Below are 24,662 nucleotides of genomic sequence, written 5' to 3' on the forward strand. Positions count from 1 at the left end.
CGCCCCCATCACGTCTGCCGGCGCTTTTTTTATGCCTGCGGCGTGAGTTATGGCGGCTGTGCGTGGGACGTCTTCGGGCGTGCCGGTTTCCTTGATTCCCGGTTTTCCACCCTGCGCACAGCTGTCACCCATTCGTGTGGAAACGAATGCGGCAGCTTCACATATCAAGGAGTCTGATAATGCGCAGCATCAATCCGTACAAAATTTGGCTTTTCCCTCAACGCGACTCCCGGTTGCGTAACGCCTCAATGTCCACCCTCTCCCACCGCCGCTCCTTCATCGGAGGTGGCAAATGACCGAACAACCCGAACTCAAAACCATCGGCCTTACACCCGCGATCTACTGCGCGGATCAACCACTCTTCCACGTCACTCGCGGCGTCCCCCTCGGCGATGCGTTATCGATGGCTTCTGACTTTCTGTTCCTAGCCAAGAAGCTGAACGAAGATGCCGCCTACGCCACAGACACCGACCGCCACGCCTGGGCCGCGCATTATTTGACGGCGATGAGTAAGGCGGTGGTAGATGATGCGGTGAAGGTGCTGAATCGGGATCGGGACAATGAGCTGGCGTCTAAGCGGGCGGGGGCGAAGTCTGAAGGGTAGTGGCTGGAAAATGGCGGGATGGTTCTGATGTCGGTCGGTGAGGTGTGAAGTCAGGGGGAGCGGACTGCTTGGGATGATGGTAGGGCATTCAGCATTGATGTTGGATGGTCTGGCGCTTTCGCGAGCAAGCTTTGCTCCTACAGGGTTTGCGGTGAATTGACTGGCATTGTTAGCCCCGAGTTCTTTCGGGGCTTTCGACCTGCGGGTGATGTCCTGCACGTTGACCGCGATGATGCGTTTGTTGGTAAACACCACGTCGTCGCGCATGGATTTGCAGGAGTCGATGGCTGCTCCCCTTCCAGTAGCAACCAAGCATGACTTCACGCCATCGGCTTACCCGGCTCGTCCTGCCCCGCCGCCCGCACTGCAATCTCAATCGCCCGAACACTGATCGCCGCAAATATCGCGGTCATCAGCACCCCGTTGAACCCCAACAAAATCGCCAGAATCCGCGAGACGCCAAGTTTCGGCACGAGTTCTCCATAGCCAATGGTCAAACCGGTCACGAAGCCGAAATAGATGCCGTCAAAAGGATCCCACCCCTCCAGGTAGCTGATGATGAGGCCGAACAGCACGATAAGAAAAAACAGTACGGAAAAGATCGGCCAGACAACACGCAAGTAGAACCCGATTGCTTTGAAGAATTCTCGACGGACGTGCGATGCATGAGTGGGCTTCATGTCATGGGTTTCCTGAGGTTTGCCTGAGCGGCAGGCGTATTAACACTCCATCAGCTTGGCACAAGCACTGGAAACTGGTGCATCAGCAGCGGGTCGGGGTGGTTCAAGCACGATTCGCGATAGCGTTGCACATAGTCCCCGACCATTCAGGGACGACGCCTCCGGCCACACTCTTCTAGACTCAATAGAAGGTCGTAGAAAGAACCGAACACGTCGCTTTGGTGCAGATGAATCAAAAGCAGCGTGGCAAGCTGCCTTAATGCCCTTATGAGGTGCGGCGAAGACCGCGTCGGGCACAACAAGATGCCCGCCAAGGGTGCCCTGGCCAACGGCCTGAAATTGCCACGATTCCGTGACGTGGTGTGAGTGCCGCAGCCGACACTTTCGGACGACCGACGACCATCTGGTTTGTCCGTGACCGTGAGGATTGCTGAATGCCTGATGAGACGTTGCACGTGCCTTTGGTCAACAGCCTGCTGGAGCGCCACAAGGGCTCTGCGGGTGCACTGTTGCCCATTCTTCATGATATTCAGGAACGCATCGGTTACATCCCCGATGCGGCCGTCCCCGAGATTGCCCACGCCCTCAATCAGAGTCAGGCCGAGATTCGCGGGGTGATCAGCTTTTACCATGACTTCCGTACTTCGCCTCCGGCCCGACACATTCTGCGTTTGTGCCGGGCTGAGTCGTGCAAGAGCCGCGGTGCCGAGCAGCTTGCGGCGCAGTTGCGCGAACGTCTGCAACTGGATGACCACGGCAGCAGCGCCGACGGCAGCATCAGTTTGCGGCCGGTGTATTGCCTCGGTGCCTGTGCCTGCTCGCCCGCTCTGGAGCTGGATGGGCGGGTGCATGCGCGGCTGAGTGCTGAGCGTCTGGATGCTTTGCTCGACGCTTGCCGGGAGGACGCATGATGCCGTCGCTCTATTTGCCCAGTGATTCGCTGGCCCGTGCGGTGGGTGCCGATGAGGTGGCGGTGGCCCTGATCACTCAGGCCCGGGAACGCAATCTGCCACTGGAGTTGCAGCGCACCAGTTCGCGCGGCCTGTATTGGCTGGAGCCGCTGTTGGAAGTGGAGAGCCCGCAAGGCCGGATCGGCTTCGGTCCGCTGACCGCTGCCGATGTGCCGTCCGTGCTCGAAGCCTTGCAAGGTGAACCGTCCGCGCATCCACTGGCCTTGGGGCTGGTGGAAGAATTGCCTTATCTGAAAACTCAACAACGCCTGCTGTTCGCCCGCGCCGGTATTACTCGGCCGTTGTCGCTGGATGATTACCGGGCCCATGGCGGTTTCGAGGGTTTAACGAGGGCCGTGGCCGTTGGCGGTGAGCAAACCGCGACGGAGGTGTTCGATTCAGGCCTGCGTGGCCGTGGCGGCGCGGCTTTCCCCGCCGGGATCAAATGGCGCACGGTGCGCGCCACCCAAGCGGCGCAGAAATACATTGTGTGCAACGCCGACGAAGGCGACTCCGGTACTTTCGCCGACCGCATGCTGATGGAGGGCGACCCTTTCCTGTTGATCGAAGGCATGGCCATTGCCGGCATTACCGTCGGTGCCACTTACGGCTACATCTATGTGCGCTCGGAATATCCAGACGCCGTGGCCACCCTGCGCCAGGCGCTGAACCTGGCTCGGGCCGCCGGTTACCTCGGCGCCAATGTCGGCGGCAGCGGCCAGGCTTTCGATATGGAAGTGCGGGTCGGTGCCGGGGCTTATATCTGCGGTGAGGAAACCGCGCTGCTGGACTCCCTCGAAGGCAAACGCGGAATCGTCCGCGCCAAGCCGCCGATCCCCGCGCTGAAGGGTTTGTTCGGCCTGCCGACGCTGGTGCACAACGTGCTGACCCTGGCCTCGGTGCCGCTGATTCTCGCCAAGGGCGCGCAGTTTTATCGCGATTACGGCATGGGCCGCTCCCTGGGCACCATGCCTTTCCAATTGGCGGGCAATATTCGTCACGGCGGCTTGGTGGAACGGGCGTTTGGCCTGACCTTGCGGGAACTGGTGGAAGACTACGGCGGCGGCACCGCCAGTGGCCGGCCGCTGAAGGCCGCGCAGGTGGGCGGCCCGCTCGGCACGTGGGTGCCGCCGTCGCAATTCGACACGCCGCTGGATTACGAAGCCTTCGCCGCCATGGGCGCGATGCTCGGTCACGGTGGTGTGGTGGTGGCGGATGACACGGTGGACATGGCTCAAATGGCGCGTTTCGCCATGCAGTTTTGCGCCGAGGAATCCTGCGGCAAATGCACGCCCTGCCGTATCGGCTCGACCCGGGGCGTTGAGGTGATTGACCGCCTGTTGGCCGCGCCGGACCAGAGCGGTCGCAATGAGCAGGTCATCATCCTCAAGGACCTGTGCGACACGATGCAATACGGTTCGCTGTGTGCCTTGGGCGGCATGGCCCCCTTTCCCGTGGTCAGCGCCCTCAAGTACTTCCCCGCTGACTTCGGTCTGCAAGCCTCGGAGGCCGAGCAATGATCACCCTCTTCGACCCGAAAACCGATATCGATCTTGGAACGCCGGCCCGCGACAGCGACGTGCAGGTCACGCTGAACATCGACGGCCGCAGCATCAGCGTGCCCGAAGGCACCTCGGTGATGCGCGCCGCCGCGCTGTTGGGCACCACCATTCCGAAACTCTGTGCCACCGACAGCCTGGAAGCCTTCGGCTCCTGCCGCATGTGCCTGGTGGAGATCGACGGCATGCGCGGTTACCCGGCGTCCTGCACCACGCCGGTCACTGAAGGCATGACCGTGCACACCCAGACGCCGAAACTCGCGACCCTGCGCCGCAACGTCATGGAGTTGTACATCTCCGATCACCCGCTGGACTGCCTGACCTGCTCGGCCAACGGCAACTGCGAACTGCAAACCGTCGCCGGCCAAGTCGGCCTGCGTGAAGTGCGTTACGGCTATGAAGGCGACAACCATCTGGCTGACGTCAAGGACACCTCCAACCCGTATTTCGACTACGACCCGAGCAAGTGCATCGTCTGCAACCGCTGCGTGCGCGCCTGCGAAGAAACCCAGGGCACCTTTGCGCTGACCATTACCGGGCGCGGTTTTGAATCGCGGGTGGCGGCGGCCGGTGGCGATAACTTCCTCGACTCGGAATGCGTGTCCTGCGGCGCCTGTGTGCAAGCCTGCCCGACCGCGACCTTGATGGAAAAAAGCGTGGTCGAACTGGGTCAGCCTGAGCGCAGCGTGATCACTACCTGCGCCTATTGCGGCGTGGGCTGTTCGTTCCGTGCCGAGATGAAAGGCGACCAGCTGGTGCGCATGGTTCCGGACAAGAACGGTCAGGCCAACCACGGCCACTCTTGCGTCAAGGGGCGCTTTGCCTGGGGCTACGCCACTCACCCGGATCGCATCACCAAGCCGATGATCCGCCAGCACATCAACGACCCGTGGCAGGAAGTCAGCTGGGATGAAGCGGTGACCTACGCCGCCAGCGAATTCCGCCGGTTGCAGCAAAAGTACGGTCGCGACTCGATTGGCGGCATCACCTCCAGCCGCTGCACCAACGAAGAAACCTACCTGGTGCAAAAACTGGTGCGCGCCGCGTTTGGTAACAACAACGTCGACACCTGTGCACGGGTCTGCCACTCGCCGACCGGTTATGGTCTGAAACAAACCCTGGGCGAGTCCGCCGGCACTCAGAGTTTCGACTCGGTGATGCAAGCCGACGTGATCCTGGTGATGGGCGCCAACCCCAGCGACGCCCACCCGGTGTTCGCCTCTCAGCTCAAACGCCGCTTGCGTGAAGGCGCGCGGCTGATCGTCATCGACCCGCGCCGCATTGATCTGGTGGACTCGGTGCATGCCCGCGCCGAACTGCACCTGGCCCTGCGCCCGGGCACCAACGTCGCCATGCTCAATGCGTTGGCCCATGTGATCGTCACCGAAGGCCTGCTCGATCAGGCGTTTATCGACGAACGTTGCGAGGGCAGCGATTTCGCCCGCTGGAGCGAGTTCGTCAGCCGTGCGGAAAACTCGCCGGAGATGCTTGGCGACATTTGCGGCGTAGCCGCTGCCGACATCCGTGCCGCCGCCCGTCTGTACGCGGGTGCCGGCAATGCGGCGATCTATTACGGCCTCGGCATCACCGAACACAGCCAGGGCAGCACCGCGGTCATGGGCATCGCCAACCTCGCCATGGCCACCGGCAACATCGGTCGCGAAGGCGTCGGTGTGAACCCGTTGCGCGGACAGAACAACGTCCAGGGCTCCTGCGACATGGGCTCCTTCCCACACGAGCTGCCCGGTTACCGGCACATCTCCAACGAGGTGGTACGGGCGCAATTCGAACAAGCGTGGAACGTGACCTTGCAACCCGATCCGGGCCTGCGCATTCCCAACATGTTCGAATCTGCGCTGGCCGGCAGTTTCAAAGGCCTGTATTGCCAGGGCGAAGACATCGCCCAGAGCGACCCGAATACCCAGCACGTCACCGCGGCCCTGTCGGCCATGGAATGCGTGGTGGTGCAGGACATTTTCCTCAACGAAACCGCCCGGTTCGCCCACGTGTTCCTGCCGGGCAGTTCGTTCCTGGAAAAGGACGGCACTTTCACCAACGCCGAGCGGCGTATCTCGCGGGTGCGCAAGGTCATGGAGCCGCTGGGCGGCAAGGCAGACTGGGAAGGCACGGTGGCACTGGCCAACGCGTTGGGCTACCCGATGAACTACACGCATCCGTCGCAAATCATGGATGAAATCGCCAGCCTGACGCCGACCTTCACCAACGTCAGCTACGCCGCACTGGATAGCCACGGCAGCCTGCAATGGCCATGCAACGCCGCGGCACCGGACGGCACGCCGACCATGCACATCGAGCAATTCGTGCGCGGCAAGGGGCGCTTCATGCTCACCGGTTACGTGCCCACCGAGGAGAAGGTCAACAATCGCTATCCGCTGCTGCTGACCACCGGGCGCATCCTCAGTCAGTACAACGTGGGCGCTCAGACGCGGCGTACCGAAAACGTCGCCTGGCACGATGAAGACCGTCTGGAAATCCACCCGACCGACGCCGAGAGCCGTGGCATCAATGAGGGTGACTGGGTCGGCATCGGCAGCCGCGCCGGCCAGACCGTACTACGTGCGCGGGTCACCGAGCGGGTCGCCCCGGGCGTGGTGTACACCACGTTCCACTTCCCGGAATCGGGGGCCAACGTCATCACCACCGACAACTCGGACTGGGCCACTAACTGTCCGGAGTACAAGGTCACCGCCGTGGAAGTCAGCCGCGTCTACCACCCTTCGGAGTGGCAAAAACGCTATCAGGCTTTCAGCGACGAACAGGACCGTTTGCTCAAGGAACGCCGTCATGCCCGTGGCGCTAAAGCGGAGGTGCGCCGATGAGTACGGAGAACCTGATCAAGATGGTCAACCAGATCGCCCTGTACTTCGCCACCGAACCGGACGAGCAAGCGGCCGTGCTCGGCGTGCGTAATCATCTGCAGATGTACTGGACGCCGGGCATGCGCAAGGAATTGCTGGCCTGGCAGACGGAACATCAAGGGGCGGATTTGCACCCGTTGGCGCAGGCTGCGGTCAGTGGCGCGGGGTGGGAGGCTTAGGCTCCCACGATCTTGAGACTAGCTAAAAACCTGTGGGAGCGAGCCTGCTCGCGATGAGGCCAGTACATTCAGCATCAATGTTGACTGAACTGACGCTATCGCGAGCAGGCTCGCTCCCACAGGGGTTGTGTGTTCAGAGCAAATGCTTGGAAATCAGCTTCGAAATTTCCACCATCGATGTCTTCCCGGTGAACTCGAACTTCACCTTCCCCAGCGACGAGAAATAAATCTCCAACTCGGAATCCAGGTCAAACGTCCCGGACGTTTCCACCGAATACGCCACGATGTTTTTGTACGGCAACGAGGTGAAGTCTTTCTTGCTGCCGGTGAGGCTCTGGACGTTGACGGCGATGATCCGCTTGTTGGTAAACACCACGCCATCGCGCATGGATTTGTAGGAGTCGATGACCTGCTCCCCATCCAGCAGCAGCGCAGTGACGCGTTCGGCGTATTCGTCGTTCTGCTTGAGTTTGAAGAAGCCTTTGTTGTTGAAATCAATCATCTGTCATTCCCTGTTTTCAAATGAACCTCTAAACCGGATGCACCGGCAACACCACCAACGCTTCCAGCCCGCCCTTCGACCGATTACGCAGTTTCAGTTCCCCGCCATGCTCCAACACTATCGCCCGCGCCGCCGATAATCCCAAGCCCACGCCGCCGGTGCTTTTGTTTCGCGATCCTTCCATGCGAAAGAACGGCGCAAACACTTGTTCAAGGCTGGCCTCCGGAATCCCCGGCCCACGGTCCAGTACTTTGATCCGCACTTCCCCGGCATCAGCAATCAGTTCAATCGCCGGTTCGCTCCCGTATTTGATTGCGTTATCCAACAGATTGGTCATCACCCGCTTAAGTCCCAACGGCCTGCCGAAATACACCAGCCGCAACGGCCCGCTGAAGGCCATCTCAACACCTTGATCCCGATAATCATCCAGCAAGGTTTGCAGCAATTCAGACAGATCAAACTGGGTCGCCGGTTCTAGCCGCGCATCATCCCGGAAGAATTCCAGCGCCGAATTGATCATCGCCTGCATTTCATCCACGTCGCGAAACAGCCGTTGCTGTTGCTCGCTGTCTTCGATGAATTCCCCGCGCAAGCGCATCCGCGTCAGGGGCGCGCGCAGGTCGTGGGAGATCGCGGCGAGCATTTGCGTGCGGTCGCGGATGAAGTGTTGCAACTGCGCCTGCATGGCATTGAAGGCGAGGATCGCCTGGCGGATTTCCTGGGGTCCGAGGGGTTCGATGGGTGGCGCGCGGAAGTCCACGCCGAATCGCCGAGCGCCTTCGGTGAAGTGTTGCAAAGGTGTGGCGAGGCGGCGAGTGGCAATCAGTGTGACGAGGGTGGTGGAGATCAGCACCAGCAGGATGACGATCAGGTAGCGTGGCGTGTCGTCGAGCCCCCAATTGCGCGAGTGTGCGGCGAACATCAGCCAGGAGGCGTCCGGTAGCTCGATCAACAGCGCGTAATGCGCGTCCGCCGAGTTGTCCGTCCAGTCAGACGGCTCATAGACCTGGATTCGACCGGCGAATTTAAGTAGCGGTTGCAGGACAGTCGAGCCTATTTCGGAGTCCAGATCCTCCACCGGTGGCAGATCGAGTTCACGCCGATCAAGGTGCCAGCTAACGGTGAAGCCATCATCGCTGACGGCTTGCGCCATTTGACTGCGCAGCGGCGCCGGAGCGGCCTGGATGATGCGGGTGATGGCGGCCATTTTATCGAGCAGCCCGGTTTCGGTCAGCGGCGGACGTGCCCACACGCCGGCCAATTGTATAAACAGTCCATTGAGCGCCAGAGAAATGAGCATCGCCAGAATGATGGTCAAGGCGATCCAGCGCGCCACCGTGTCCCGGCGAATCCGCTTGAGCCAGCTCATCGCCGCGTCACGCTGGGGGTGAACAGGTAGCCGCCATTGCGCACGGTGCGAATCATTGCCGGGCGCTTGGTGTCGGACTCGAGTTTGCGGCGCAGGCGGCTGATTTGCACATCGATGCTGCGATCAAACGCGTCATGGCAATGCCCGCGCGCCAGGTCCAGTAACTGCTCGCGGGTGAGGATGCGCTGGGGGTGTTCGACGAAGACCAGCAGCAAGTCGAACTCACCGGCCGAGAGCGGGATCATCACGTTGTCCGGCGAACGCAGTTCACGGCGGGTGACGTCGAGGTGCCAGTCGGCGAAGTCGATCAGCGGCCGTGGGCGCTCCTGCACGACCGGGCGGCGTTCGTCCACGCGCCGCAGCACGGCGCGCACCCGGGCCAGCAGTTCGCGGGCGTCGAAGGGTTTCGTCAGGTAATCATCGGCGCCGAGTTCGAGGCCGACGACCCGGTCACTGAGCTCACCCATGGCGGTCAGCATGATCACCGGCATGGCATAGCGAATCCGCAGTTGCTGACACAGGATCAGTCCGCTGTCACCTGGCAACATCACGTCAAGAATGATCAGGTCCGGCGGCTGTCGCTCGATGGCCGCCCACAGCGACGCGCCGTCGGTGGCGACCTCGACGCTGTAACCGTGTTGTACGAAGAATTTTTTCAGCAGATCGAGGACTTCAACGTCGTCGTCCACAATTAAAAGGCTGTTCACCGAAGGTCACTTAAGGGCCGAATGGAACCGCCATCTAAAACCATTCACGGCAGCGCGTCATATATTTCAATCCTGCAATAAAACATCAGCGCCGCAATAAACCGGACATCTTTGCGCAAGGCTTGGGGCTCAGCATCTCGGCGAATTCCTACCGAGACTTGCGTCCATGTTGCCTTTCAAATGTGCTCCCTGGCTGGCCCGCAACACTTCGATTGCCGTGCTGGCCGCAGGGCTGGCGGGTTGCAGCAGCCAACCGCCCGCGTCCGCCACGGTGGCCTGCGCCGAAATCAGCTATTCGGTGTACGACCCGGTGGAGCCGTTCAACCGCGGCGTCTTCGCCTTCAATCGGGTGGCCGATGACTATGCCTTGGCGCCGGTCGCTCGTGGCTATCGTTACTTGCCGGACTTTTTCCAGACGGGTGTGCATAACTTCGTGGCGAACTTTGGCGAGCCCAAGGTCTTTATCAATGACCTGCTGCAAGGCAACCCGAGGCGCTCGGTCAACACGTTGGGGCGTTTCGCGCTCAATACCACGGTGGGTGTGGTGGGCTTGATCGATGTGTCCGGCATGGCCGGCATCCCGCGTCATGACGCGGACTTTGGCCAGACCTTTGGCGTGTGGGGCATCGGCGGCGGTCCGATCGTCGAGCTGCCATTGTTCGGCACCTCGAACAGCCGCGATGCGGCCGGGCGAGTGCTGAGCTTTGTGGTCGATCCGTTCGGCAGCAACAGCGACACCGTGGATACGCTGTCCACCATCAATACGGTCGGCGGCATCGTCGATGGTCGAGCAGAAGCGTTACCGCTGACCGACAGCCTGCAAAAAATGCCGGATTATTACAGCGCGCTGCGCAACGTGGTCGCCGAGCATCGTGCTGCTTATGTGGAGGATGGCAAACAAGGTTCAGCGCAAACATCCAAACCTCAATGCGAAGGAGCACCGGCCGATGGTTTCTGAAAGCAATCATTTGACGCTGCAACAGCGCGTGACCCGGCAGGACGCGGTCAATCTGCATTGCCGGGAAATCACCCTGCGCCTGTCACCGGACTGCCGCCAACTGGTGCTCAGCCGCTACACCGAACACTACGGCCCGGCAGTGGTGCGCTGGATCGAGCGCAGTCATACGGTGTCGCTGAGCGAGCTGTTTCGCTGGCTGGTGGCCAATGGGGAAACGAGTGTCATGAGAGGGGACAGCCTTTCGCTGCCTTGATGAACCCCTTAAGCCTTCGGGTGTGAGTGATGCCGAAACGATCACCGCTTGTTACAGATTCAGCAGCAAGCCAGTGGCCATCAGATAATCCTGGGCGCTGGCTGCGCTATCATCGCGCGCTCTGTGCACCAAGAGTCTTGAACCTGCATGCCCATGTCTTCGCCATTCCCCGACAGCCATCGCTCTCTGCCTCCGGTCCTCGCCGGCCCGCTGTTGCGGCGTCTGGAGCCCACGCGCCTGGTGCTCTGGCTGGTGGGAACCCGGGCCTTGTCGCTGACCTTGCGCCTGCAAGGTGTCGGCGACATTCGCCTCGACGCCGGGCAATGCACGGTCATCCCGATTGGCAAGCATGCCTTCGTTCATCTGATCGATGTGCCGCTGACCACCGCCCTGCCCTGCGACACGCTGATCGACTATGACCTGCTGATAGATGACGCGGCGGCCGGTATTGCCGACTGGGCGCCTCATCTGCTGTATGGCGAAGCCCGTTGCCCGAATTTCGTGTTGCGTTCGCGCATTGATCAGTTAATGCACGGTTCCTGCCGTAAACCTCACCACCCGGCAGCCGACGGCTTGCTGTGCGTCGATCGTTTTCTGGCGACAGAACATGTCGCGACAGAGCGCCCGGCCCTGCTGATGATGAGCGGAGATCAGGTCTACGCCGACGACGTTGCCGGTCCGACGTTGCGAGCGATCCATGCCCTGATCGAGCAACTGGGATTGTTCGAAGAACACCTCGAAGGCGCGGTGGTCAGCGACAGCGCCAAGCTCTACGAGCACCCCGCCAGTTACTACCATCGTGCGGATTTGTTACCGGCGCTTGAGAGCAACAAAACCCTGCGCGAACGATTTTTCGGCGGGGCGCGTAAGCCGATTTTCACCAGCAGCAGTGCCGACAACCATCTGGTGACGTTCGCCGAAGTCATGGCCATGTACCTGCTGGTCTGGTCGCCGACACCCTGGACGCTGATCGCGCCACAACCCCCGGCGCTGACGCCCGAAAGACAAAAGCGTTATGCCCTTGAGCAAACCCGTATCGATGACTTCAAGGCAGGGCTGGGCGGTGTCGCGCGTGCGATGGCGCATCTGCCGTGCCTGATGATTTTCGACGACCATGACATCACCGATGACTGGAATCTGTCCGCGCAATGGGAGGAAACGGCCTACGGCCATCCGTTCTCCAAGCGCATCATCGGCAACGCGCTGCTCGCCTACATGCTGTGCCAGGGCTGGGGCAACAACCCGGATGCGTTCGGCGGTGTGCTGGAAAAAGCCCGCTTATTGAGTGCCACCGGGCAAGACCACTATCTCGACAGCGACGTTCAGGACGCTCTGATCGATGAGCTGCTGGTTTTTCAACACTGGCATTACGTGCTGCCGACCAGCCCGGCGCTGGTGGTCATCGACACTCGCACCCGACGCTGGCGCAGCGAGATGAACCTCAAGCAACCCTCGGGTCTGCTGGACTGGGAAGCGCTCAGCGAACTGCAACAGGAACTGCTCGATCACCCGTCGGCGATCATCGTTTCGCCGGCGCCGATCTTCGGCGTCAAACTGATCGAAACCGTGCAACGCGTCTTCAGCTGGTGCGGTTATCCCCTGCTGGTCGACGCGGAAAACTGGATGGCCCATCGCGGCGCGGCGCAGGTGATCCTGAACATTTTCCGACACTCGCGCACACCGGGTAACTACGTGGTGCTGTCGGGCGATGTGCATTATTCCTTCGTCTACGAAGTCCTGATCCGACACCGTAAGGCCGGTCCGAGGATCTGGCAGATCACCAGCAGCGGCATCAAGAACGAATTCCCGCCCGCACTGCTCGAGTGGTTCGACCGCCTAAACCGCTGGCTTTACTCACCGCGCTCGCCGCTCAACTGGCTGACCAAACGCCGCCGCATGCGCATCATCCCGCACACCCCCGAACATGCTGAAGCGGGTGAACGGTTGTGGAATTCGGCGGGGATCGGCCAAGTGTTCTTCAATGAGAAAGGACAACCGCAGGGAATCTATCAGCACAACTCAAACGGTGCGCCAAAGACGCGGATGATTGCGCCCGACAACGACGACTGAAAATGTGAGCCACCATGGACCTCACCCGAACCCTGATCATCGGCAACTCCGGCGCTGGCAAAAGTTGGCTGGCTAAACGACTGGCTGAGCAACTGCATGCGCCACGGACCGATCTTCACCAGGTTCATTGGGTGTCGGATGAATGCAGCATCGCCCGCCCTCGCCCCGAAGCACTCGCCATGGCGCGCGTCGCGGCGGATGAACCGCGCTGGGTGATCGAAGGGGTGTACGGCTGGATCGTCAACGAACTTATCCACCGCGCCACTGCGCTTGTCTGGCTGTGTGTTGACGACGAAAGCTGCGTCACCAACATTCGCCAACGAGAAAACCGACAGGATAACGACGAGTTGCTGATAGCGTTGCTCGAATGGGCTGGCAGTTACCGTGTTCGCGAAGACTCCAGTGGGTTTTCCGCACACCGGCAATTGTTCGAAGGATTCAACGGTTCAAAAATCAGGCTCATGGATCGGAGTGAAATCGCGGCCTTCGTGAACACTCTTCCCGACTCATCTCACAGCGCTTAAAAAAGGATAGGTATGTTTGCACGGAGCAAGTTGGTGCCCGAACTGATGGTCACCGACATCAAGAAAAGCCTGCATTTCTGGACCTCGTTAATCGGTTTCGAAATCGCCTACGAGCGTCCGGAAGCAGGTTTCGCCTACCTCGATAAAAACGGCGTGCAGATCATGCTGGAGCAATACGCGCCGGACGAAGGCCAGTGGATGACGGGGGCATTGGAAGCGCCGTTTGGTCGGGGCATCAACTTTCAGATCACTGTTGATCTTGTCGAACCGATACTCACGCGATTGGCGGATGTTGAATGGCCGCTGTTTCGTCCCTGCGCCGACGTCTGGTATCGCGCCGATGCGGTGGAAGTCGGGCAGCGTGAGTTTCTGGTGCAGGACCCGGATGGGTATCTGGTTCGGTTGGTGGAGAGTTTGGGGGAGCGGGTGTGTTTGTCAGATTGTTGAGGTCGCAACAACCATTACCCCGAGCAAGATCGTTCCTACGCTCTGCGTGGGAACGATCCTTATGTCAGGCCGCGCTCACCGCTCGACAAACCCCTCTGACAATCATTTCCACTTCCCGCTCATCAATCGTCAGCGGTGGCAGCAGGCGAATGGTCTTGCCCCGTGTCACGTTGATCAGCAAGCCGTGGTCCCGTGCGGCGATCAGGGTCAGGTCGCGGATCGGTTGCTTGAGTTCGATGCCTATCATCAGGCCTTGGCCACGAATCGCCAGGACGTTCGGGTCGTCTGCCAGTTCGGCACGCAGTCTGGTCAGCAGGCGATCGCCCTGAAGCCTGGCGTTTTCCAGCAGGCCTTGTTCTTCGACGATGTCCAGCACCGTGCAGCCGACCCGGCACGCCAGCGGATTGCCGCCGAAGGTGCTGCCATGGCTGCCGGGGGTGAACAGCTCGGCGGCTTTGCCCCGGGCCAGGCAAGCGCCGATGGGGATGCCGTTGCCGAGGCCCTTGGCCAGGGTCATGACGTCCGGAACGATGCCTTCGTGCTGAAAGGCGAACCATTGGCCGGTACGACCGATGCCAGTCTGGATTTCGTCGAGCATCATCAGCCAGCCGCGCCGGTTGCACCGTTCGCGCACGGCTTTCAGGTAACCGGGAGGCGCTAACTGCACGCCGCTTTCGCCCTGAATCGGTTCCATCAGAATCGCCACGATGCGCGGGCCGTGGGCTTGCTGCACCTTTTTCAGCGCGTTGAGGTCGCCGAAGGGCACTTTGACGAAATCGCCGGGCAACTTATTGAATCCCAAGCGCACGGCCGGGCCGTCGCTGGCGGATAACGTGCCCAGCGTCCGGCCATGAAAGGCGTTCTCCATGACCACCACCAGCGGCTGCTCGACGCCTTTGTGCCAGCCGTAAAGCCGTGCGAGTTTCAGCGCGGTTTCATTGGCTTCGGCACCGGAGTTGCTGAAAAACGCCCGCTCCATGCCGGACAGTTTTGTCAGTTTCTGCGCCAACCGCTGCTGCCAGTCGATGCTGTAGAGATTGGAGGTGTGCAATAGCAACCCGGCCTGCTCGCTGATTGCTGACACGATTTTGGGATGAGAGTGGCCGACATTGGTCACCGCCACACCGGCCACCGCGTCCAGATATTCACGACCCGCCTGATCCCACAGTCGAGTGCCCAGGCCTTTGCTGAAACTCAGGGCCAGGGGTTGGTAAGTGGTCATCAGGCAGGCGGCGGTCATGACATCAAGCTCCATCAATTGTCGGTGTTTTTGCAGTATGGTTAGCCACCTGAGCTGGATAAACGCTGCAACACTTCAATCATCTTAAAGCTGAGCTTGATAATGGATTTATTCCAGGCAATGACGGTTTACGTCAGGGTTGTAGAAGCCGGCAGCATGACCGCCGCCGCGCAGCAGTGCGAAATGTCGACAACCATGGTCGGCAATCACCTTCGCGCGCTGGAGCAACGTCTGGGTGTGCGCTTGTTGAACCGGACGACACGGCGCCAGCGACTGACGGAGTTCGGTTCCGCTTATTACCAGCGCTGTCTGGAGGTGCTGGGGTTGGTGGAGGATTCCGAGCGGCTGGCCGAACAAAGTCAGGACACACCGAGCGGGACCTTGCGGATCACGGCGCCGTTGACCTTCGGCACTGAAAAGCTTGCGCCGGCGCTTAGCGAATTCGCCCTGCGTTACCCGCAAGTCAAACTGGACGTGGTGCTCACCAACGGGCGACCCGACCTTCTAGAGAACGGTCTCGACGTGGCTTTTCGCCTAGGCGCAATCGAACCGTCCAACCTGATCGCCCGCCCGCTCATCGACTACACGCTGACCATGTGCGCCTCGAAATCTTATCTGGCACGCCGGGGCACACCGGAAAAACCCGAAGACCTGCAACATCACGACTGCTTGTCCTTTGCCTACCCGGTCGGCGATGACTGGCAGTCAGTGGAAAAACAGTGGCGCCTGAGCGGACCCGAAGGCGAAGTCATGGTGGCCGTCAAAGGCCCGATGCTGATCAACAGTTCGGCGGGGCTTCATCAGGCCGCTCGAACCGGGATGGGCATCGTGATGTTGCCCGATGCGTTGGTCGAGCAGGATTTGCTGAACGGAAAACTGGTGGCGTTGATGCAGAACTATCAATTGCCGAGCCGGCCAATGCACTTGGTGTACGCCCAGGATCGCTACCGCTTGCCGAAATTACGTCGCTTCGTCGACTTCGCCATGCAGTTGTGGGCCAAGCACTAGCCGGAGCATTACGCCATGCACTAATCTCCCCGACTGACGGGTCACTTTGATATCAGTGCAAGGAGAGCGGTGATGGGTGAGGCATCAAATATCGAGCCGTTGAAATTCAATGTGTCGGATTTGAACGAGGACATGTTGCACACCATTCTGGAACTGGTCAGTGATGGCATATGGGACTGGAACGCCAACACCGGGTTCGTCTACCGCAATCCCGGGTGGTACGAAATGCTCGGCTACGCGCCTCACTCCCTGGACAACACCGTGTTTACCTGGGAAAACGTGATGCACCCCGATGACTATCCGCGGGTGATGACGGTGTTTGATGATTACCTGAATCAACGAGTGCCGGGCTACCAGGCTGAGTATCGCTGCCGCAAGCAGGACGGCAGTTATATCTGGATCGAAGATCGCGGCTACGTGCTGGCACGCAACGCCGACGGATCGGTCGCGAGGATGGTCGGTGCGCACCGCAGTATCGAAGACAAGAAACGTCTGTTCGAGGAGATGGAACGGCGCAATCAATCCCTTGAAGCCATCGTCGAAGAACGCACCCGCGAGTTGTCGCGGGTCAATCAGCAGCTGCAAATTCAATTGGAAGAAAACCGCAAACTGGCGGAAACCGATGCGCTGACATCGATCGCCAATCGCTATCGTCTGGAAAAAACCCTGCCCCAGGAATGCGACCGTGCCCAGCGCTTTCGGCAGCCGCTGTCACTGATTGCGATGGACATCGACGACTTCAAGAACATCAACGATCACTACGGCCATGCCCTGGGAGATGCGGCGTTGGTGCAGGTCGTCAAGAGCGTAAAACGCTGCGTGCGCTACGGCGACCTATTGGCGCGCTGGGGCGGCGACGAGTTCATCATGATCCTGCCCAATACGTCGCTGGCCGACGCCAGATCCTTCGCCGAGAACATCCGCCATGGCCTGTCGAGCCTTCCGCCGGTGGGAGAGTTTCAGGTGACCATGAGTTTTGGCGTGGTCCAGCGCTTTGAAGAAGAGCAACAGACCGGTCTTCTGGCCAGGGCCGATCAGGCGCTGTATCGGTCAAAAGTCGCGGGCAAGAATGTGATTTCCGGGTGAGTGCCGTCCTGCATGTCCGCGATGTACTGCCCTTGGAAGTGGAATCCGTGCGGCTTTTTCTTGAGCAGAACGGATGGGCTCATCGTCTGGGTTCACCTGAACATTTTGAACTGTTGATCGCCAACTCCCAACGCACAGCGCTTGCCGTGAAGGACTCCCACATCGTCGGGTTTGCCCGTGGCATTACCGACGGCCTGTCCAACGGTTATCTGTCGATGGTTGTCGTGTCCGGGCAGCATCGACGTGAAGGCGTTGGTCGGGCGCTGGTCGAGCATGTCATGGGCGAGAACACCGACATCACCTGGGTTCTGCGCGCTGGCCGCGAAGGCGCTTCGGCATTCTTCTCGCGCCTGGGTTTTGAACCGTCGAGCATCGCGATGGAGCGCCCACGCAGTCGATAGCCAAAACGTCCTTCACATTCCCGACTTCACCAGCACCGGTTTCTCCTGATACCGATCCGGGTACAGCTGCTTCAGCTGCGCGACTTTCGGCAGGTCGTTGATCACGATGTATGGATACGTCGGGTGCTCGGTCAGAAAGTCCTGATGCTCCTCCTCCGCCGGGTAAAAACCGTTGTAGGTTTCAAGCTTGGTCACAATGGGTTTGTTGAACGAATGGGCGGCGTCGAGCTGGGCAATGTAGGCCTGGGCGACGCGCTGCTGTTCAGTGTTCGCCGGGAAGATTGCCGACCGATACTGCGTGCCGCTGTCGGGGCCTTGGCGGTTCAACTCGGTGGGGTTGTGCGCCACTGAGAAATAGATCTGCAGCAAGGTGCCGTAACTGACCTGCGACGGATCGAAAGTGACCTCGACCGATTCCGCATGACCGGTATCGCCGTCGCTGACGCGCTCATACCGAGCGGTGTTCGCTTCACCGCCGGCGTACCCGGAGACGGCTTGTTTCACGCCTTTGACGTGCTGGAACACCCCTTGGACGCCCCAGAAGCAACCGCCAGCAAAGACTGCGGTTTCACTGTGGGCCTGAGTGGTTTCGTCCAGGGCAGGCGGCGGGATGATGACCCCCTTCTGCGCTGCACCGAAAGAGAACGCCGCGCATTGGCCGATGACGCCAGCGGCTGCCAAACCCAACAAGGTACGGCGCCATACAACTGGGATCTTCATGAGTCTGACTCCTGAACAAATGATAGGGCTATCAACCGAAGGTAAAGGCATACGCCGACACACCCGGATCGAGAAACTCGATGCTGAAGGTTCGGTCCGCCACACCGCCGTTCTGGCGCACCAATTGATATAACCGTTGCTCGGTGACACTGCCGCTGCCATCGGGCGCCACGTCGGTACCGTGGGCATCGCCGGGGGCTTTTCCGTCGATCAGCACTTTGAAGCGCACCGGTTTACCGTCTGCGCCGGGGCCCAGTACGAGGTGCAAATCGCGAGCGTGGAAGCGGTAGACGATGCGGCTGGCGGGCGCAGTTGAGGTCGCGCGTTCAGAACCGACGTTCCATTGACCGTCCAGCCCCCAATCGTTGAGTGCCAATTGCGGTGGGGTGGTGTACGCCGACGCCTTGTCCGGTACCAGACCGGTTGCCGGTACGAAGTGCTCCGCCCGCTGGTAGCCGACATAGGTTTCCGGAGACTGGACCTCATTCATGTCGGGGGCGAGCTGAACCCCAGTGGCGTCGGCTTTGATCAGCCCGTCGGCGACCTTTGTGGCGCCCGCTTCACGCAGCAGTTGCTGGATGACCCGTTCCGACTCGGCATAATCGCCTTCACCGAAGTGGTGATAACGAATACGCCCCTGCGCGTCGGCAAAATAATGGGCTGGCCAGTATTCGTTGTTGAATGCACGCCAGATCTTGTAGTCGTTATCGATCGCCACCGGATAGGTGATGCCCAGGTCTTTCATGGCTTTGGTGACATTGCCCACATCACGCTCGAAGGCGAACTCAGGCGCATGAACACCGATCACCACCAGGCCCTGATCGCGGTATTTCTCGGCCCAGGCTTTGACATACGGCAAGGTGCGCAGGCAGTTGATGCAGGAGTAAGTCCAGAAATCCACCAGCACGACTTTGCCCTTCAATGCCTGTGCGGTCAGTGGAGGTGAATTGAGCCACTGCACGGCGCCGTCCAGTGGCGGGAGGTTGCCTTCAATCGGCAATGCGCCCGGCGCTTTCGCCGCCATTTTCATCGCCCCGCCAGCGGCCATCATCGCTCCGCTGTTGCTCGGTGACTTACCGGCTAACCGACCCACCAAGGCCTGCTCGATGCCGCCGGTGGAAGCTGTCGAAATCCGCGCCAGAATCCCGGTGTCCAGCCCGAGGGCAATCGCCGCCACGCCGGCCAGCATCGCCGCGCCCAAACCTCGGCGCAGCCATTCACCCGCGCCGATCGAGCGCTTCATCGCCGCAAAGACTTTACCGCCCAGCAACAACGCCACGGCGAGGGAAGTGGCGGCACCCGCGGCGTAGGCCAGCAACAGCAACGTGGTGGCGATGCTTGCCCCTTGCAGCGCTGCGCCGGTCAGCAACAGGCCGAGAATCGGTCCGGCACACGGCGCCCAGAGCAGGCCCGTGGCGACGCCGATCAGGAACGAAGCGCCGGGACGCGGACGAGCATCGGCGCCCGCCGCTTCCGACAGTCGGCTGCCGGCCGCCACCAGTGGACGTGTCAGGCGCTCGGCCAGTCGAGGCAGCAGCAGCGTCAGCCCGAACAGTGCCACGAACAGCAACGCGAGCCAGCGACCGTACTGATTGACTTGCACCACCCAACCGCCGCCCACCGCCGCCAACGAGGCGACGAGCGCGAAGGTCAGCGCCATCCCCGCCAACAGCGGCAAGCCACTTTTCATAAACGGCTGCCCGGTGCGAGCGAAGACAAAGGGCAATACCGGCAGAATGCACGGGCTGACAATCGTCAGCACACCACCGAGATAAGCGAGAACCAGAAGCCACATAGCATCGACCTGCATTAAATGAGTGAAAGGAAGTGCCCATGGGTCACGCCGCCTGGGGCTCGAAGGTCATCGCCAGACCATTCATGCAGTAATGCAGGCCGGTGGGCTTGGGCCCATCGTCGAAGACATGGCCCAGATGCCCACCGCAACGCCGGCAATGGACTTCTTCGCGCAGCACGCCGAAGGATCGGTCCTGACGAGTCGCCACTGCCTTGTCCAGCGGCGCCCAGAAACTGGGCCAACCGGTGCGGCTATCAAACTTGGTGTCGGAAGAAAACAGCGGCAAGGCACAACCGGCACAGGCAAAAATCCCCTCGCGATGCTCGTTGTTCAGCGGGCTGCTGTAGACCCGCTCGGTGCCCTCTTCCCGCAGGATTTCGTACTGTTCGGCGCTGAGCAGGGCGCGCCATTCGCTGTCGGTGTGAGTGACCTCGAACACCTCCGACGCACTGGCGTCGCTGATCAGCTCGGTACGGGCGGCAAATTTTGGCAACACACCGACCACCAGGGCTGCAGCGCCCAGCCCGCCGCTCGCTACAAGAAACTGTCGCCGTGAAAACATGGCCTTCTCCAAAATTCCAGATGCCTGATAGGGAGCACAGCCTAGGCTTGGGTTGATCGCCAAATCCTCACGGACAGTTAAACAATTCGTGATAACTCGACCCGAGGAAAACCCGCACAATGTGCCCATTGCGCTACAAAGGATTGAGCTTTATGGAACAGACCAAACGTGTCCTGGTGGTCGAGGACGACCTGCACATCGCCGACCTTATCTGCCTGCATCTGCGCGATGAGCAGTTCGAGGTGGTGCACTGCGCCGACGGTGATGAAGGCATGCGACTGCTGCAGCAAGGAAGCTGGGACGCATTGATCCTCGACCTGATGTTGCCCGGTGTCGACGGCCTGGAAATCTGCCGTCGGGCGCGGGCCATGGCCCGCTACACACCGATCATCATCACCAGCGCCCGCTCCAGTGAAGTTCATCGGATCCTGGGGCTGGAACTCGGTGCCGACGATTACCTGGCCAAGCCTTTCTCCATGCTTGAGCTGGTCGCCCGGGTCAAAGCCCTGCTGCGACGAGTCGACGCCATGGCCCGCAACCTGAAAATGGACGCTGGCAGCCTGATCACAAATGGCCTGTCCATCGACCCGATCACCCGCGACGTCTCTCTCGACGGTCGTCGCCTGGACCTGACTCCACGCGAGTTCGACCTGCTGTATTTCTTCGTCCGTCAGCCTGGCAAGGTGTTCTCGCGGATGGACCTGCTGAACGCGGTCTGGGGCTACAGCCACGAAGGCTACGAACACACGGTCAACACCCATATCAACCGCCTGCGGGCCAAGATCGAAGCCGATCCGGCACAACCCGCGCGCATCCTGACGGTGTGGGGTCGCGGCTATAAATTCTCGGTCAGGGAGGAGCAGCCATGAGGCTAACCCTGACACAGCGCCTGTCCCTGGTGTTCGCCGTTCTGTTGCTGGTGTGCTGTAGCACCTCGGCCTGGATGCAAGTGCGCTCCAACAAGATGCACGAACTGGAAGTGGTTCAAGGGCTGTCGCGCGATCTCGCCCAACACATCGCCCGCGACACCGTGCTGATGGACACCAATGGCCTGATGCCGAACGCCGTGCGCGAACTGTTCAGCAAACTCATGCTGGTCAATCCCAGTGTCGAGGTCTACCTGCTCAACACCGAGGGACATGTCGTCGGCAGCGCTGCCCCCGAAGGCCGGATGCGCCGGGACCGGGTCGATCTGGCACCGATCCAGCGGTTGCTAAAAGGCGATGCGCTGCCGATTCTCGGCGACGATCCGCGCAGCGTCGACGGACGCAAAGTGTTCAGCGCCGCGCCGTTGCAGGTCAACGGCAAACAGGAGGGTTACCTCTATGTGGTGTTGCTCAGCGAAGAACACGACCGCTTCGCCGAACGCGGCGCCACCAGCGCCGCGCTCGATACCGCGCTGCTGTCCATCGGTCTGGTGGCGTTGTTGTGCCTGATCGCTGGCCTCGCGGCATTTGCCCTGATCACCCGACCGCTGCGTCGGTTGACCGAACGAGTCAGCCAGTTCGACATCGACGGCGTCCCCTCCTCCCCGCCCGTCACGGACCCGGTAGAAAAAACGTCCAGTCATGATGAGATTGCCGTACTCGACGCAGCCTTCCGCCAGATGCAAACCCGCCTCAGCGAACAGTGGCGCTCGCTGACTCGCCAGGATCAGGAGCGTCGCGAACTGGTGGCGAACATTTCCCACGACCTGCGCACACCGCTGGCCTCGCTGCACGGGTATCTGGAAACCCTGTCGCTCAAAGACGCCACGCTGTCCCCCGTCGACCGCCGTCGCTACCTGGGCATCGCCCTGGATCAAAGCCGCAAGGTGGGTGGCCTGGCGCAATCGCTGTTGGAACTGGTTCGGCTGGAACACGGTTTCGTGCAACCGGTGCTGGAGCGTTTCTCCCTGACCGACCTGGTGCAGGACATCTTCCAGAAATTCGAACTCACCGCCGAATCACGGCAGATCGAACTCAAGGCCACCTTCGCGCCCAACGTTTCGGCCGCCTGCGCCGACTTGGGGCTGATCGAGCGCGTATTGACCAACCTGTTCGACAATGCCCTGCGCGACACACCTCAGGGTGGCGAAATCGAACTGAGCCTGCGCCCTCAGGGGCCCTTTATCGAAGTCACCGTCAGCGACACCGGCCCCGGCATCGCACCCGAATTACGCGAGGGCTTGTTCTTGCGACCGTTCAACATTGGCGGTGCCCGGCGCGATGGCGGACTGGGGCTGCGAATCGTGCATCGGATCCTGCAATTGCACGGTCGCGAGATTCAGTTGATCGACGTTCCGGGACGGGGTGCGACTTTCCGTTTCTCCTTGCCGGTGGATGAGCAAACGGCGGAAAAATGGGCTGTTCGCTCGATGAACCTGAATTCGATGGGGAGATAGCCAGGTTTCAGCGGTCACAGTTTTTAACCTGATGCTGAGGCGAGAAAACGCTGATGACTGCCACCACGCCCCTGTATATCGGCTGCGCCGGATGGAGCCTGCCCCGCGAACAGTGGGAAGTATTTCCCGTCGCAGGCACACACCTGCAACGGTACGCGGCACGACTAACGTGTGTGGAGATCAACAGTTCGTTTTATCGGCCTCACCGCCCGGCGACCTATGCACGATGGGCCGAGAGTGTGCCGGAGGGTTTCAGGTTTTCAGTCAAAGTCCCCAAGCAGATCACTCACGAAGCTCGCTTGCTGGATTGTGAAAAGTTGATCGATGACTTTGTCGAGCAATGCTGCCATCTGGGTCAGAAGCTTGGTTGCCTGCTAATCCAGATCCCGCCCTCCCTGTCCTTCGAAATCAAAACCGCCGAAACCTTCTTCACCACATTTCGTTCGCGTTACTGCGGCTTCGCGGTATTTGAACCGAGGCATGTCAGCTGGCAAACACCTGAGGCGCAAGCGCTACTGATTGAGCATCGAATCGGCCAAGTGGCCGTTGATCCTTCGCCATTGCCCGATGGAGATGTGCCCGGAGCCTGGCCGGGCATCCGCTACTACCGGTTGCACGGATCACCACGAATCTACTACTCAAGCTACGAAACGCCTTGGCTTGAACTCCTGGCTCAAAAGCTACAACCCCAAGCCGACGGCGTTCCCACCTGGTGCATCTTCGACAACACCGCCAGTGGCGCGGCGACGGCCAATGCGCTGGAGCTTCAGCGAATGACGCTTCCCCGCCAAAAATGATGACCAACCGCCTGTTCATCCGTGACAACTCAGGTCAGGTCCAATAGATTAGTCGGCCTGAAAAGGCCCCGTGCTTTCTCGCCTAAACCCAAGTTAAAAGAAGTAGTGAAATTTCAATGTCCGATTCCAATACCGCTGAATCCGTAGTCACCTTGTCGTCCAAAGCGGAATACGAAAACTCCATCAATCTTTCACAGCATGTGCCACAGGCCAAGACCATCAGCGAGATGGTCCTGGACGCTTTTCAATCGACCCGGGAAAGCGACCAGATCCGCGAGCTGCGCGCCGCGATTCGCCAGGCTCACGACAGCTTCGACGACGATAAAGCCTATGAATTGATGGGCGAGCTGAAACAACTGAAAGACGCCGAAGCGTCCGACATTGCCGCGCTGGAAGACCTGAGCAGCAAGTTTCCGATCAGCCGTATTCTGTCCAGTTTCAAGGAAGACCCGGCGTTTCAGGAAATCGTCTATGGCCTGGCCTTGAAGGTGCTGAACCAGACGCATCAGGCCATCAGCAACCCAAGCACCGGCAAGAGCAAAGTGGCTCGCGCCAAGAAAGACCTCGAAGTGTTTACCATCAGCAAGGATGGCGCGAGCGTCACGCTGCCGCTACGCACGCCTCGTGCGAGCCTGAACGTAGATCGCAAAGCGCTGGAGTTCCTCGGTTTCACCTTCGTCGGCGAAGGCGAGGATGCGCAGATTGAAAGCGAAACGTTCCTGGACAACACCGGGGCCGAACAAGCGGTCAACCGCAAAAACATCATCACCGCACTTCAGCAGCAAACCGCGTTCGACGGCTACAGCATCGCCGCGCAGTAACACGATCGACCTGAAAGCTTTCAGTCAGTAAGCAACCTGTGGCGAGGGAGCTTGCTCCCGCTGGGCTGCGTAGCGGCCCCAAAAAAATGTGGCAACAATGCCGATTCTTGTGAGTGCTACGCACTCAAGCGGGAGCAAGCTCCCTCGCCACAAAAGCAGGTATGCCCA

General features: G+C 60.4%; 25 protein-coding genes and 1 pseudogene. 17 read left to right on the plus strand and 9 right to left on the minus strand.

The window, feature by feature from the left end; translation table 11 throughout:
* Positions 1-292 precede the first annotated feature (292 nt).
* Positions 293-604: a DUF3077 domain-containing protein gene (locus ACA060_RS23565; protein ID WP_497313538.1), complete on the plus strand. Its 312-nt coding sequence runs from the start codon at positions 293-295 to the stop codon at positions 602-604.
* Between the two features lie 197 nt (positions 605-801).
* Here the strand turns inward: ACA060_RS23565 and ACA060_RS23570 are convergent.
* A pseudogene (locus tag ACA060_RS23570) lies at positions 802-912 on the minus strand (PH domain-containing protein); the annotation flags it as partial.
* Positions 913-924: 12 nt separating this feature from the next.
* On the minus strand, positions 925-1,284 hold the full coding sequence (locus ACA060_RS23575; RefSeq protein ID WP_497313540.1) for a potassium channel family protein: 360 nt from the start codon (positions 1,282-1,284) through the stop codon (positions 925-927).
* A gap of 434 nt (positions 1,285-1,718) precedes the next feature.
* Here ACA060_RS23575 and ACA060_RS23580 point away from each other — a divergent pair, with 434 nt between their 5' ends.
* The 4 genes from ACA060_RS23580 to ACA060_RS23595 are packed head-to-tail and all read left to right on the plus strand — an operon-like array spanning position 1,719 to position 6,851.
* Positions 1,719-2,195 carry a formate dehydrogenase subunit gamma gene (locus ACA060_RS23580; protein WP_497313542.1) on the plus strand — a complete coding sequence of 159 codons (477 nt, stop codon included), beginning with the start codon at positions 1,719-1,721 and terminating at the stop codon, positions 2,193-2,195.
* The gene (locus ACA060_RS23585; protein ID WP_497313544.1) at positions 2,192-3,754 is read left to right on the plus strand and encodes a formate dehydrogenase beta subunit; all 1,563 of its coding nucleotides are present in this window, start codon (positions 2,192-2,194) and stop codon (positions 3,752-3,754) included. The genes ACA060_RS23580 and ACA060_RS23585 overlap by 4 nt, the downstream gene beginning before the upstream one ends.
* The gene (fdhF, locus tag ACA060_RS23590; RefSeq protein WP_497313546.1) at positions 3,751-6,633 is read left to right on the plus strand and encodes a formate dehydrogenase subunit alpha; all 2,883 of its coding nucleotides are present in this window, start codon (positions 3,751-3,753) and stop codon (positions 6,631-6,633) included. Before ACA060_RS23585 ends, fdhF begins: the two co-directional genes overlap by 4 nt.
* Positions 6,630-6,851, plus strand: a complete 222-nt coding sequence (locus ACA060_RS23595) for a formate dehydrogenase subunit delta (RefSeq protein WP_109634638.1) — start codon at positions 6,630-6,632, stop codon at positions 6,849-6,851. Before fdhF ends, ACA060_RS23595 begins: the two co-directional genes overlap by 4 nt.
* 133 nt (positions 6,852-6,984) lie before the next feature.
* On the opposite strand, the gene ACA060_RS23600 is transcribed toward ACA060_RS23595, so the two are convergent.
* The 3 genes from ACA060_RS23600 to ACA060_RS23610 are packed head-to-tail and all read right to left on the minus strand — an operon-like array spanning position 6,985 to position 9,429.
* A complete protein-coding gene (locus ACA060_RS23600; RefSeq protein WP_497313548.1) occupies positions 6,985-7,353 on the minus strand; it encodes a PH domain-containing protein in 369 nt (122 codons plus the stop codon).
* 28 nt (positions 7,354-7,381) lie between these two features.
* On the minus strand, positions 7,382-8,722 hold the full coding sequence (locus ACA060_RS23605) for a sensor histidine kinase (protein ID WP_497313550.1): 1,341 nt from the start codon (positions 8,720-8,722) through the stop codon (positions 7,382-7,384).
* On the minus strand, positions 8,719-9,429 hold the full coding sequence (locus ACA060_RS23610) for a response regulator (protein WP_109634641.1): 711 nt from the start codon (positions 9,427-9,429) through the stop codon (positions 8,719-8,721). The genes ACA060_RS23605 and ACA060_RS23610 overlap by 4 nt, the downstream gene beginning before the upstream one ends.
* 166 nt (positions 9,430-9,595) lie before the next feature.
* On the opposite strand from ACA060_RS23610, the gene ACA060_RS23615 reads away from it, so the two are divergent.
* The 5 genes from ACA060_RS23615 to ACA060_RS23635 all read left to right on the plus strand — a co-directional run bounded on the left by ACA060_RS23615 (position 9,596) and on the right by ACA060_RS23635 (position 13,681).
* Positions 9,596-10,387 carry an MlaA family lipoprotein gene (locus tag ACA060_RS23615; RefSeq protein ID WP_497313552.1) on the plus strand — a complete coding sequence of 264 codons (792 nt, stop codon included), beginning with the start codon at positions 9,596-9,598 and terminating at the stop codon, positions 10,385-10,387.
* Positions 10,377-10,640, plus strand: coding sequence for a hypothetical protein (locus tag ACA060_RS23620; RefSeq protein WP_497313554.1), 264 nt, complete (start codon positions 10,377-10,379; stop codon positions 10,638-10,640). Before ACA060_RS23615 ends, ACA060_RS23620 begins: the two co-directional genes overlap by 11 nt.
* 147 nt (positions 10,641-10,787) lie before the next feature.
* A complete protein-coding gene (locus ACA060_RS23625) occupies positions 10,788-12,710 on the plus strand; it encodes an alkaline phosphatase D family protein (RefSeq protein ID WP_497313556.1) in 1,923 nt (640 codons plus the stop codon).
* A gap of 14 nt (positions 12,711-12,724) precedes the next feature.
* On the plus strand, positions 12,725-13,234 hold the full coding sequence (locus ACA060_RS23630; RefSeq protein ID WP_497313558.1) for a P-loop NTPase family protein: 510 nt from the start codon (positions 12,725-12,727) through the stop codon (positions 13,232-13,234).
* A gap of 12 nt (positions 13,235-13,246) precedes the next feature.
* Positions 13,247-13,681 carry a bleomycin resistance protein gene (locus tag ACA060_RS23635; RefSeq protein ID WP_497313560.1) on the plus strand — a complete coding sequence of 145 codons (435 nt, stop codon included), beginning with the start codon at positions 13,247-13,249 and terminating at the stop codon, positions 13,679-13,681.
* A gap of 64 nt (positions 13,682-13,745) precedes the next feature.
* Here ACA060_RS23635 and ACA060_RS23640 read toward each other — a convergent pair whose 3' ends face one another.
* Positions 13,746-14,921 carry an aspartate aminotransferase family protein gene (locus tag ACA060_RS23640; RefSeq protein WP_497313562.1) on the minus strand — a complete coding sequence of 392 codons (1,176 nt, stop codon included), beginning with the start codon at positions 14,919-14,921 and terminating at the stop codon, positions 13,746-13,748.
* A 102-nt stretch (positions 14,922-15,023) separates the two neighbouring features.
* Here ACA060_RS23640 and ACA060_RS23645 point away from each other — a divergent pair, with 102 nt between their 5' ends.
* The 3 genes from ACA060_RS23645 (at position 15,024) to ACA060_RS23655 (ending at position 17,416) form a co-directional block, all read left to right on the plus strand.
* Positions 15,024-15,929, plus strand: a complete 906-nt coding sequence (locus ACA060_RS23645) for a LysR family transcriptional regulator (RefSeq protein WP_109634652.1) — start codon at positions 15,024-15,026, stop codon at positions 15,927-15,929.
* A gap of 72 nt (positions 15,930-16,001) precedes the next feature.
* On the plus strand, positions 16,002-17,015 hold the full coding sequence (locus tag ACA060_RS23650) for a sensor domain-containing diguanylate cyclase (protein WP_497313564.1): 1,014 nt from the start codon (positions 16,002-16,004) through the stop codon (positions 17,013-17,015).
* On the plus strand, positions 17,012-17,416 hold the full coding sequence (locus tag ACA060_RS23655) for a GNAT family N-acetyltransferase (RefSeq protein ID WP_497313566.1): 405 nt from the start codon (positions 17,012-17,014) through the stop codon (positions 17,414-17,416). The genes ACA060_RS23650 and ACA060_RS23655 overlap by 4 nt, the downstream gene beginning before the upstream one ends.
* 12 nt (positions 17,417-17,428) lie before the next feature.
* On the opposite strand, the gene msrA is transcribed toward ACA060_RS23655, so the two are convergent.
* Genes msrA through msrB form a run of 3 tightly spaced genes read right to left on the minus strand, consistent with a single transcriptional unit; the run spans position 17,429 to position 20,493 of the window.
* Positions 17,429-18,136, minus strand: a complete 708-nt coding sequence (gene msrA, locus ACA060_RS23660) for a peptide-methionine (S)-S-oxide reductase MsrA (RefSeq protein WP_497313568.1) — start codon at positions 18,134-18,136, stop codon at positions 17,429-17,431.
* Between the two features lie 31 nt (positions 18,137-18,167).
* Positions 18,168-19,931: a cytochrome c biogenesis protein DipZ gene (locus tag ACA060_RS23665; protein ID WP_497313570.1), complete on the minus strand. Its 1,764-nt coding sequence runs from the start codon at positions 19,929-19,931 to the stop codon at positions 18,168-18,170.
* A 43-nt stretch (positions 19,932-19,974) separates the two neighbouring features.
* Positions 19,975-20,493: a peptide-methionine (R)-S-oxide reductase MsrB gene (gene msrB / locus ACA060_RS23670; protein ID WP_497313572.1), complete on the minus strand. Its 519-nt coding sequence runs from the start codon at positions 20,491-20,493 to the stop codon at positions 19,975-19,977.
* A gap of 152 nt (positions 20,494-20,645) precedes the next feature.
* Here msrB and ACA060_RS23675 point away from each other — a divergent pair, with 152 nt between their 5' ends.
* From ACA060_RS23675 to ACA060_RS23690, 4 genes are all read left to right on the plus strand, one after another.
* The gene (locus ACA060_RS23675; RefSeq protein WP_497313574.1) at positions 20,646-21,362 is read left to right on the plus strand and encodes a response regulator transcription factor; all 717 of its coding nucleotides are present in this window, start codon (positions 20,646-20,648) and stop codon (positions 21,360-21,362) included.
* Positions 21,359-22,876 (plus strand): sensor histidine kinase, encoded by a 1,518-nt coding sequence (locus ACA060_RS23680; RefSeq protein WP_497313576.1) that lies wholly within the window; start codon positions 21,359-21,361, stop codon positions 22,874-22,876. The genes ACA060_RS23675 and ACA060_RS23680 overlap by 4 nt, the downstream gene beginning before the upstream one ends.
* 53 nt (positions 22,877-22,929) lie before the next feature.
* Positions 22,930-23,673, plus strand: a complete 744-nt coding sequence (locus tag ACA060_RS23685; RefSeq protein ID WP_497313578.1) for a DUF72 domain-containing protein — start codon at positions 22,930-22,932, stop codon at positions 23,671-23,673.
* Between the two features lie 116 nt (positions 23,674-23,789).
* Positions 23,790-24,494, plus strand: a complete 705-nt coding sequence (locus ACA060_RS23690) for a hypothetical protein (protein ID WP_109634666.1) — start codon at positions 23,790-23,792, stop codon at positions 24,492-24,494.
* Positions 24,495-24,662: the final 168 nt, after the last annotated feature.

It is taken from the genome of Pseudomonas sp. LBUM1671, from assembly GCF_059695685.1.